The sequence below is a fragment of the Achromobacter sp. B7 genome, from assembly GCF_003600685.1.
Classification (GTDB): Bacteria; Pseudomonadota; Gammaproteobacteria; order Burkholderiales; family Burkholderiaceae_B; genus Achromobacter; species Achromobacter spanius_B.
Map to the genome: position 1 here is coordinate 2,305,810 of NZ_CP032084.1, position 10,439 is coordinate 2,316,248.

The following is a 10,439-nucleotide window of genomic DNA, read 5'->3' on the forward strand; positions in this document are numbered from 1 at the left end:
TATGAAGGCGTACGGGTCATGAGTTCTGGTTTGGACCTCAGTCAGTTTTACGAGACCTTTTTCGACGAGGCGGATGAGCTGCTCGCGCAGATGGAGCAGCTGCTGCTGGAGCTCGACGTAGGGTCTCCCGACATTGAACAGCTCAATGCCATCTTCCGCGCGGCGCACTCGATCAAGGGCGGCGCGGCGACATTCGGCTGTTTTACGCAGCTGGCGGGCACCACCCACCTGCTTGAAAACCTTCTTGACGCAATCCGTCGCGGCGAAATGGCGCTGCGCACGGACATGATTGATATCTTCTTGGAAACGAAAGACGTGCTCAAAAGCCAACTGGATGCCTACCGGGCCTCCGAAGAGCCCGATGAAGCCGTGTTTGAGCGTATCTGCGCCGTATTGAGGCAGTTGGCGCTGGAGCATAAGGACCCCGCCGCGGCCGTGGCCGCGCCGGCGGCCCCCGCGCCCGTCGTGGCCCCTGCGCCCGCGCCTGTCGCCGCTGCGCCGGCCCCCGCGCCCGAACCCGTACAGACGCCGGCGGCTGACGCCGGCGACTTGCCGCTCAAGGTCAGGATCACCAAGGTGTCCGACAAGGACGCCGCGTCGCTGCTCGAAGAAATGGGCAACCTGGGCAACGTGCGCGCCAGCGAACGTGCCAACGGCGCCTTGACCGTGTGGATGGACAGCACGTGCACGCCGGACGATATCGAAGCGGTGTGCTGCTTCATCGTTGACGGCGACCAGTTGTCCATCACCCGCGAAGCCGCGCCCGCCGCCCAGGCCGCCACGCCCGTGGCTGAACCCGTGGCAGCGGCACCGGCAGCCGCCCCGGCGCCCGTCGCCGCCGAGCCCGTGCCGTCGGTCGCCGACACCGCCGCCGCGGCCGAAGCCATCACGCAAGCCGCCGCCCGCGCCTCGCGTCCGGCTGCGCCCGCGCATGCCGACAAGGAATCCACGTCGATTCGGGTGGGCGTTGAGAAAGTCGACCAGGTCATCAACCTGGTGGGCGAGCTGGTCATCACGCAAGCCATGCTGGCACAGACCGCGTCCACGCTGGACCCGGTGCTTCACGACCGCCTGCTCAACGGCATGGAACAGCTGGAACGCAACGCCCGCGACCTGCAGGAAGCGGTGATGTCGATCCGCATGATGCCGATGGACTACGTGTTCAGCCGCTTCCCGCGTCTGGTGCGCGATATCGCCGGCAAGATGGGCAAGCAGATCGAATTGCAGACCTACGGCCGCGCGACCGAGCTGGACAAGAGCCTGATCGAACGCATCATCGACCCGCTGACGCACTTGGTGCGCAACAGCCTGGACCACGGCATCGAAACGCCCGAAAAGCGTATCGCGGCCGGCAAGGACCCGGTTGGCCAACTGGTGCTGTCCGCGCAACACAACGGCGGCAACATCGTCATCGAAGTCAGCGATGACGGCGGTGGCCTGAGCCGCGAAAAGATCCTGAAGAAGGCGATGGCGCAAGGTTTGGCCGTCAACGAAAATTCGCCTGACGATGAAATCTGGCAGTTGATCTTCGCGCCGGGTTTCTCCACGGCGGAAAAGGTCACGGACATCTCGGGTCGCGGCGTGGGCATGGACGTCGTGCGCCGCAACATCCAGGACATGGGCGGCCACGTGCAGCTGTCGTGCGAGCCGGGCAACGGCACCACCACGCGCATCGTGCTGCCGCTGACGCTGGCCATTCTGGACGGCATGTCGGTTCGGGTGGGCGAAGAAACCTTCATCCTGCCGCTGAACCACGTTACCGAATCGCTGCAACCGACCAACGACCAGATCTACTCGGTGGCGGGCAACGAACGCGTGATGCATGTGCGCGGCGAATACCTGCCGCTGGTCGAGATGCACCGCGTGTTCTCGGTTGCGCAGGCGCAGACCGATCCCACGCAAGCCATCGCGGTCATCATGCAGGCCGAAGACCGCCGTTTTGCGCTGCTGGTGGATCACCTGATCGGCCAGCACCAGGTGGTGGTCAAGAACCTGGAATCCAACTACCGCAAGGTGCCTGGCATCTCGGCCGCCACCATCCTGGGTGATGGCAGCGTGGCCCTGATTGTCGACGTATTTGCGCTTGCGCGCGCCAACCGTGAGCGTTGGTCGCAGCCCGAAGCCATTCTGAATTGATGGAGCAATAAAAAATCATGGCAGCCAAACCGCAAGCGCAATCCGCGCGCAACGAAGATGTCGGCAGCGAATTCCTCGTCTTCACGCTGGGCGACGAAGAGTACGGCATCGACATCCTGAAGGTGCAGGAAATCCGCGGCTACGACGCCGACACGGTGACCCGTATCGCCAACGTTCCCACGTTCATCAAGGGCGTGACGAACCTGCGCGGCATCATCGTCCCGATCGTGGACCTGCGCATCAAGTTCAACCTGGGTCGCGTCGACTACAACGAGCAGACCGTCGTCATCATCCTCAACCTGGATCGCCGCGTTGTCGGCATCGTGGTTGACGGCGTGTCCGACGTGCTGATGTTGAACGCCGGCCAGATTCGTCCGGCGCCGGAATTCGGCGCCACCTTGTCCACCGAATACCTGACCGGTCTGGGCACGGTGGACGAGCGCATGCTGATCCTGGTCGACATCGAAAAGATGATGACCAGCGATGAAATGGCGCTGGTGGAGAAGGTCGCTTCCTGATCGGAATCCGGCCGGAACGCGGGGTAGAGGCGCCATATTCAATCCGATGTGGCGCTTTCCTTTAACGATTGCAGTCAAAGGGTGGTTCTTGAGATGCGCAAGTTTTTCGCGAACATGACGATACGCAGCAGCCTGTTGTGGGTGCTGGCGTTCTTCTCATTCATGTTGGTGATCGGGGCGGCGCTGGGCGTGTTGTCCCTGCGCATCAGCAATGGCACCCTTGCCCAGATCAAGCAAGCGCAGGAACTGGACGACGCGGTGGGCCGCGTCGTGTACAGCTACAAGGACACGATGAGCGGCCTGGGCCGCGCCGCCACCGCCAACTATGCCGACATCGTGGGCAGCGTGGGCCAGGCCACCTTGCTGACGACGGGCCTGTCGGCGGAAGCCACCGGTTTGCTGGAACGCGCCAAGGCGTCCATGAACAAGGGCCAGGCGGAATACGAGTATTACAAGAGCCTGCCGCAACCAGCGGAAGCCGCCGAATCGCTGAAAGAAATCGAAGCGTCGTACGCCGCGCTGGTGCAGCAGGGCTTGACCCCGCTGGTCGCCGCGCTGGAAAAGGCCGACATGCCGGCCTACCAGAAGCAGGTGCAGACGGTGCAGGACGCGCTGGAAGGGCGCTTTGCCCGCGCCGTCGAAGGTTTTGATTTCTGGCGCGCCAGCAAGATGCTGGACGCGCACGAAGTGGCGCAGGTGCGTTACCAATTTGTGTTGATCGCCGTGGGTGCGGGTGGCGTGATCGCCGCGCTGCTGGTGTTCGCCACCTACGTGTTCCTGCGCCGCCGCGTGCTGCTGCCGCTGAAAGAGGCCGGCCATCACTTTGACCGCATCGCGGGCGGCGACCTGACCGCGCGCGTGGACGTGCGCAACACCAATGAAATCGGCCAGCTGTTTGCCGCCTTGAAGCGCATGCAGGAAAGCCTGACGCGCACGGTGTCGACCGTGCGTCGGGGCGTGGACGAAATCAACGTGGGCTCGCATGAAATCGCGGCCGGCAATACCGACCTGTCCAGCCGCACTGAGCAGCAAGCGGCGTCCCTGGAAGAAACCGCCGCGTCGATGGAACAGCTGGCGTCCACCGTCAAGCAAAACGCCGACAACGCGCGCCAGGCCAATCAGCTTGCCGCCAGTGCGTCGGACGTGGCCGAGCGGGGCGGTTCGGCGGTGTCGGAAGTGGTCAACACCATGCACGACATCTCGGCCAGCTCGCGCAAGATTTCCGAAATCGTTTCCGTGATCGACGGCATCGCCTTCCAGACCAACATCCTGGCGCTGAACGCCGCCGTGGAAGCGGCGCGCGCGGGCGAGCAGGGCAAGGGCTTTGCGGTGGTGGCGGGCGAAGTGCGCTCGTTGGCCCAGCGTAGCGCGCAGGCCGCCAAGGAAATCAAGGGCCTGATCGAAGACTCGGTCAGCAAGGTGGGCGCCGGTTCGCAGCAGGTGGAACGCGCGGGTGCGACCATGCAGGAAATCGTCGCGTCGGTAAAGCGCGTGACGGACATCATGGGCGAGATCTCGGCGGCCTCGGAAGAACAATCCAGCGGCATCGACCAGGTCAACCGCGCCGTGTCGCAGATGGATGAAGTCACGCAGCAGAACGCGGCGCTGGTGGAAGAAGCGGCCGCCGCGGCGGGCTCGCTGCAAGAGCAGGCCCAACGCCTGGCGGAAGCCGTGGCGGTGTTCAAGATCAATGCGGGCGAAGTCATCGAAGTACCGGCGCATCGCCTGTCTTCGGCGCGCCCGTCCGATGAAGACTCTCGTTTGCAAGCGCCTGACGCGTTTGCGCTTGGGCACTGAGGAATCGCGTGGCAACTGCGGCAACCCAGGCGCCGTCCATCTCGGTGGACCGCCAATTCGATTTTCGTGACGCGGACTTTTCCCGCGTCCGCAAGATGATCCACGCGCGCGCGGGCATCTCGCTGGGCACGCACAAGCGTGAAATGGTCTACAGCCGCCTGGCCCGACGCTTGCGCGCGCTGGGCCGCCACGACTTCGGCAGCTATCTGGACCAGCTGGAAAACGAGCCCGACGCGCACGAGTGGGAAGAATTCGTCAATGCGCTGACGACCAACCTGACGGCGTTTTTCCGCGAGTCGCATCACTTTCCCATTCTGGCCGACTTCGCCCAAAAGCGCGGCGGCCCGGTGTCGGTGTGGTGCTGTGCGGCGTCCACGGGCGAAGAGCCTTATTCGATTGCGATGACGCTGGTCGAGGCCCTGGGCCCGCGCGCGGCCTCGTCCACGGTGCTGGCCACCGACATCGACACCAACGTGCTGAACCGCGCGCGCGCCGCCGTGTATCCGGCCGAACGCGTGGCCAAGATGGAAGACGAGCGCCTGCGCCGCTTCTTTTTGAAGGGTCGTGGCGCCAACGCCGGCCAGGTCCGCGTGCGCCCCGAGATTGCCGACATGGTGCGGTACGAAACGTTGAACCTGTTGGCGCCCAGCTGGCCGATCAACGAAAAGTTCGACGTGATTTTCTGCCGCAACGTCATGATTTATTTCGACAAGCCGACACAGGCGAAGATCCTGGAGCGCTTTGCGCCGCTGCTCAAGCCGGGCGGCCTGCTGTTTGCGGGGCACTCCGAGAACTTCACCTACATCAGCCGTGATTTTCGTCTGCGCGGGCAGACCGTCTACGAATGTGCGAGTAAGGCCTGAACGGGTCGAGGCAGCAAACAATGAAAAAAATAAGCGTTTTGTGTGTAGACGACTCCGCGCTGGTGCGCGGGCTGATGACCGAAATCATCAACAGCCAGCCGGACATGGAAGTGGTTGCGACCGCGCCCGACCCGTTGGTGGCGCGCGACCTGATCAAGCGCCACAACCCCGACGTGCTGACGCTGGACGTGGAAATGCCCCGCATGGACGGGCTGGATTTCCTGGAAAAGCTGATGCGCCTGCGGCCGATGCCGGTGGTGATGGTGTCGTCGCTGACCGAGCGCGGCGGTGAAATCACGCTGCGCGCGCTGGAACTGGGCGCCATCGACTTCGTGACCAAGCCCAAGCTGGGCATTCGCGACGGCCTGCTGGAATACACCGAGATCATCGCCGACAAGATCCGTGCCGCCTCGCGCGCCAAGCTGCGCGCGCCCACGCCGCACGCCGCGGCGGCAGCGCCCGCGCCGATGTTGCGCCGGCCGCTGGCCAGCTCGGAAAAGCTGGTGATTGTGGGTGCCTCCACGGGCGGCACCGAGGCCATCCGCGAAGTGCTGCAACCCTTGCCGCCGGACAGCCCCGCCATTCTTATTACGCAGCACATGCCCGCCGGCTTCACGCGTTCGTTCGCGCAGCGGCTGGATGCGCTGTGCGCCGTCACGGTGCGCGAAGCCGTCCATGGCGACCGCGTGCTGCCGGGCCACGTGTATCTGGCGCCGGGCGGCGACACGCACATGCGCCTGGGCCGTAGCGGCGCCAACTATGTGATCGAACTGGAAGCCAGCGAACCGGTCAACCGCCACCGCCCGTCGGTGGACGTGTTGTTCAATTCCGCTGCCGTGGCCGCGGGCAAGAACGCCATCGGCGTCATCCTGACCGGCATGGGCAAGGACGGCGCGGCGGGCATGCTGGCCATGCACCGCGCGGGCGCGCACACCATCGCGCAAGACGAAGCCAGCTGCGTGGTGTTCGGCATGCCGCGCGAGGCCATTGCCATTGGCGCAGCCGACGAAGTGGTGACGCTGTCGGCGATTAGCGAACGCATTCTGACTCGCCTGGGCGACCGTGGGCACCGCGTGTGACGCGACTGCACCCCGATCGATCTCAAGCAAATTTCTTCTGGAGTGAAAGATGGTAGACAAGGGCATCAAGATTCTGGTGGTGGATGACTTCCCCACCATGCGACGAATCATCCGCAACCTGCTCAAAGAGCTGGGTTTCGAGAACGTCGACGAGGCCGAAGACGGCGCGATCGGTCTGGAAAAGCTGCGTAACGGCGGCTTCCAATTCGTCGTGTCCGACTGGAACATGCCCAACCTGGACGGCCTGGAAATGCTCAAGCAGATCCGCGCCGACGCATCGCTGGCTTCGTTGCCGGTGCTGATGGTGACGGCTGAAGCCAAAAAGGAAAACATCGTCGCGGCGGCCCAGGCCGGCGCCAACGGTTACGTGGTCAAGCCTTTCACCGCGGCAACGCTGGAAGAAAAGCTCACCAAGATCTTCGAGAAAATTGCGGGCTGAGGTGTGCAATGAGCACAACGGAACATGTAGAACCCGCTGGGGAAAATCCTGACCTGATTCATCGGATCGCCTCGTTGACGCGTATGTTGCGCGACAGCATGCGCGAGCTTGGGCTGGATCAGGCCATCAAAGACGCCGCCAACGCCATCCCCGATGCGCGCGATCGTTTGCGCTATGTGGCGCAGATGACCGAGCAGGCCGCCAACCGCGTGCTGAACGCCACCGAGCAGGCCGGCCCCATCCAGGACGGCATGTCGCGTTCGGCGCAGGCGCTGGATAGCCGCTGGCAACAATGGTACGACCAGCCGCTGGAAATGCCCGAAGCGCGTGAACTGGTCAAGGACACGCGCGCCTTCCTGGCGGACGTGCCCAAGCAGACGCAGCAGACCCAGTCCAAGCTGATGGAAATCATCATGGCGCAGGATTTCCAGGACCTGACGGGCCAGGTCATCATGCGCATGATGGACGTGGTCGGCGCGATTGAGCGCGAGCTGTTGCAGGTGCTGCTGGACAACGTGCCGCAGGAACGCCGCGACGAGGCCAACAGCCTGTTGAACGGTCCGCAGATCAGTCCGCAGGGCAAGACCGATGTGGTCACCAGCCAGGACCAGGTGGACGACCTGCTGGCCAGCCTGGGGTTCTGATCGACCCATCGCGCCGCCCGGCCTGGCCGCCGGCGGCGCGTGCATAGAAGAATAAGCAGGGGGGCCTTGCAGTACGAGACAAGGCGCGCGCCGCGCGCCAGGCAACGGACGCCCACAGAAGGCGGTCCGGGCCAGCACAAGGAGGTCCATCATGGCCAGATCCGTATTCCGCCTCGGCGGCATGTGGGCACTGTTACGCCGCTTGAACCGGGGCGACGGCACGCTGTCGGAACGCACCTTTTCCTTAAGTCCCGCGGTATTTCCCCTGCATCGTTTCCTGTCGCGCATGCGCGGGCGCGTGGTCACCGTCAGGCAATCCAGCATTGAAATCGCGCTGAACGCGGCCCGCACGCAATACCAGGCGGGGCGCTGTTCGGTCTTGGCGCAAGAGCAGGCGCGGGCGGCGGGTGCGCTGGCGGACAGCGGCGCGCAGATTGCCGCGTTGTCCGCATCCACATCCGAACATGCACGCCAGATTGCCGACGTATCCGGCAAGAACCTGCATGCGGCCGAAGCGGCGCTGTCCGAGCTGTCCGACGTCAAATCCCGGGTCGACCGCATGACGCGCGAGATGGCCGCATTTACCGAAGTAGTGGGTCAGCTGACCCTGCGCGCGCGTTCGGTCGCGGACATCAGCAAGCTCATCAAGGACATTGCCCTGCAAACGCAGCTGCTGGCCTTGAACGCGGGCGTGGAAGCGGCCAGGGCAGGGGACGCGGGGCGGGGCTTTGCGGTGGTGGCCAGCGAAGTGGGGCGGCTGGCCGAGCGCGTGAACGCCGCGACCAACGATATCGGCCGGCATACGGTTGAAATGCTGGACCTGGTCGACACCACCCAGCGCCAAACCGGCACGCTGCGCGAAGATGTGGACGCGTCCGGCGCGGTGCTGGACCGCACCTGCACCGACTTCGAACGCTTCGTGCGCGATTTCGGCAGCATGAACCTGCAAGTGAACGAAGTTGTGCAGGCCATCGGCGACGTCGACGCCACCAACCACGGCATGAGCCAGGAAGTGAGCCGCATCGCCGCCTTGAGCGCCGATGTGCTGGGCCGGGTGGGCAGCATGTCGGACGAGATCGACCGCATCCGCCGCCAGACGGAAAGCGTGCAGGAAGTGCTGGCGGACGTGCGCACCGGCCGCACTGCCTTTGACCAGTTGTGCGAGGCGGTCGAGAGTTTCCGCGATGCGGCCACGCGCTTGCTGGACGACGCCCGGCGCCGGGGCGTGGATGTGTTCGACCGCCATTACCAGCGCATCGCGGGCAGCGAGCCGCCGCGCTACCACACGCGTTACGACCGGGCCATCGACGACGCCTTGACGCAGTTGCTGGACGAGGTGCTGGACGCCGTGCCGGGCGGCATCTACACGCTGGTGGTGGATGCGCGCGGCTATGCGCCGGCCCACAACGGGCGCTTTTCGCATCCGCCCACGGGCGACCCGCAGCAGGACATCGCGCGGTCGCGGCACAAGCGCATCTTTGACGATCCGGTGGGCGCGCGGCTGGCGGCCAATACCGGCGCGATGCTGTTCCAGACCTATTCTCGGGATACCGGCGAGATCGTCAACGACATTTCCGTCCCGCTTTATCTGGGGTCGGAACACTGGGGCGCCGTCCGTATCGGGCTGGACTACGTGCGCTTCCAGGCAGCGCTGGACGGGGGCCGCGCGCCCGCCATCGGGCGCAACGGCGAATAGCGCCGCTTTCTTCCCGCTTCTTGGCTTATCGCCCAACCCCGGGCGATCCTAGAATCTCGGCGGGCGGCTCGTAATCCGAAAATCCGCGAGCCGCAACGACACCGCAGAGCATGGCTGAAGAAAGCGACCTCGAGAAATCAGAAGCAGCCTCTCCCAGGCGCCTGGAAAAGGCGCGCGAGGAGGGGCAGATTGCGCGTTCCCGCGAACTGGGAACGTTCATGATGCTGGCCGCCGGTGTCGGGGTGATCTGGGCGCTGGGCGGTTCGCTGTACCAGGGCATGAGCGGCGTGCTGCACAACGGCCTGGCCTTCGACCAGCGCATCGTGACGGACCCGGGCGTGATGGTGGAGCAGGCCGTGATCGGCTTCGGCCACGCCCTGACCGCCTTGCTGCCCGTATTCGGCGTGCTGGCGGTGGTGGCCGTGCTGTCCAGCGTGTTGCTGGGCGGTATCGTGATTTCCGGCAAGCCGCTGCAAGCCAATTTTTCGAAGCTGAGCCTGTTCGCCGGCCTGAAGCGGATGTTCTCGTCGCAGACGGTGGTGGAACTGATCAAGGCGCTGGCCAAGGCGTTGCTGGTGGGTGGTGTGGCCGTCTGGGTCATCTGGCGCTACCACGACGACATGCTGGGCCTGATGCACGTGGCCCCGTCGGCCGCGCTGATCAAGGCGCTGTCGCTGGTGGCGATCTGCTGCGCGTTGATCGTGTCCTCGCTGCTGGTGATTGTGCTGCTGGATGTGCCATGGCAGATCTGGAGCCATTTGAAAAAGCTACGCATGTCCAAAGAGGATGTGCGCCAGGAACACAAGGAAAGCGAAGGCGATCCGCACGTGAAGGCGCGTATCCGGCAGCAGCAGCGCCAGGCGGCGCGGCGCCGGATGATGTCGGAAGTGCCCAAGGCGGATGTGGTCGTGACCAACCCGACCCACTACGCCGTGGCGCTGAAGTACGACGAGGACAAAAGCGGCGCCCCGCGCGTGATCGCCAAGGGCACCGGCCTGATCGCGGCCAAGATCCGCGAACTGGCTGCTGAAAACCGCATTCCCACATTGGAAGCGCCGCCGTTGGCGCGCGCATTGCATCAACACGTCGACCTGGGTAAGGAAATCCCGGCCGAGCTATATACCGCGGTGGCGGAAGTGCTGGCGTGGGTCTTCCAGCTGCGTTCGTGGCGGTCGGGATGGGGCGTCCAACCGACGGCCCCGACCCGCCTGGCCGTGCCCGCCGAGCTGGACCCGCAAGCAAAAACCGCAGCACAAGGAGTCTAAGG

Annotated in this window: 9 protein-coding genes; all 9 read left to right on the plus strand. The window is 64.6% G+C overall.

All coding sequences use genetic code 11. The features are described from left to right. The first annotated feature begins 18 nt into the window (after nucleotides 1-18). Nucleotides 19-2,136 (plus strand): chemotaxis protein CheA, encoded by a 2,118-nt coding sequence (gene cheA / locus DVB37_RS10360; RefSeq protein WP_120154983.1) that lies wholly within the window; start codon nucleotides 19-21, stop codon nucleotides 2,134-2,136. A gap of 17 nt (nucleotides 2,137-2,153) precedes the next feature. Then, complete coding sequence (cheW, locus tag DVB37_RS10365) at nucleotides 2,154-2,654, plus strand: chemotaxis protein CheW (RefSeq protein WP_006219029.1); 501 nt, start codon at nucleotides 2,154-2,156, stop codon at nucleotides 2,652-2,654. Nucleotides 2,655-2,747: 93 nt separating this feature from the next. Further along, nucleotides 2,748-4,451 carry a methyl-accepting chemotaxis protein gene (locus tag DVB37_RS10370; RefSeq protein ID WP_120154985.1) on the plus strand — a complete coding sequence of 568 codons (1,704 nt, stop codon included), beginning with the start codon at nucleotides 2,748-2,750 and terminating at the stop codon, nucleotides 4,449-4,451. A gap of 8 nt (nucleotides 4,452-4,459) precedes the next feature. Further along, nucleotides 4,460-5,314, plus strand: coding sequence for a CheR family methyltransferase (locus DVB37_RS10375; RefSeq protein WP_046806440.1), 855 nt, complete (start codon nucleotides 4,460-4,462; stop codon nucleotides 5,312-5,314). Between the two features lie 20 nt (nucleotides 5,315-5,334). Continuing rightward, nucleotides 5,335-6,393 (plus strand): chemotaxis response regulator protein-glutamate methylesterase, encoded by a 1,059-nt coding sequence (locus DVB37_RS10380; protein WP_120154987.1) that lies wholly within the window; start codon nucleotides 5,335-5,337, stop codon nucleotides 6,391-6,393. A 49-nt stretch (nucleotides 6,394-6,442) separates the two neighbouring features. Next, entirely contained in the window at nucleotides 6,443-6,832 is a 390-nt protein-coding gene (gene cheY, locus DVB37_RS10385) for a chemotaxis response regulator CheY (RefSeq protein ID WP_006219033.1), read from the plus strand. 8 nt (nucleotides 6,833-6,840) lie between these two features. Then, entirely contained in the window at nucleotides 6,841-7,476 is a 636-nt protein-coding gene (cheZ, locus tag DVB37_RS10390; RefSeq protein WP_006219034.1) for a protein phosphatase CheZ, read from the plus strand. 151 nt (nucleotides 7,477-7,627) lie between these two features. Beyond that, on the plus strand, nucleotides 7,628-9,172 hold the full coding sequence (locus DVB37_RS10395; protein ID WP_370512769.1) for a methyl-accepting chemotaxis protein: 1,545 nt from the start codon (nucleotides 7,628-7,630) through the stop codon (nucleotides 9,170-9,172). A 110-nt stretch (nucleotides 9,173-9,282) separates the two neighbouring features. After that, a complete protein-coding gene (gene flhB / locus DVB37_RS10400; protein ID WP_046806442.1) occupies nucleotides 9,283-10,437 on the plus strand; it encodes a flagellar biosynthesis protein FlhB in 1,155 nt (384 codons plus the stop codon). The last annotated feature ends 2 nt before the right edge of the window (nucleotides 10,438-10,439 follow it).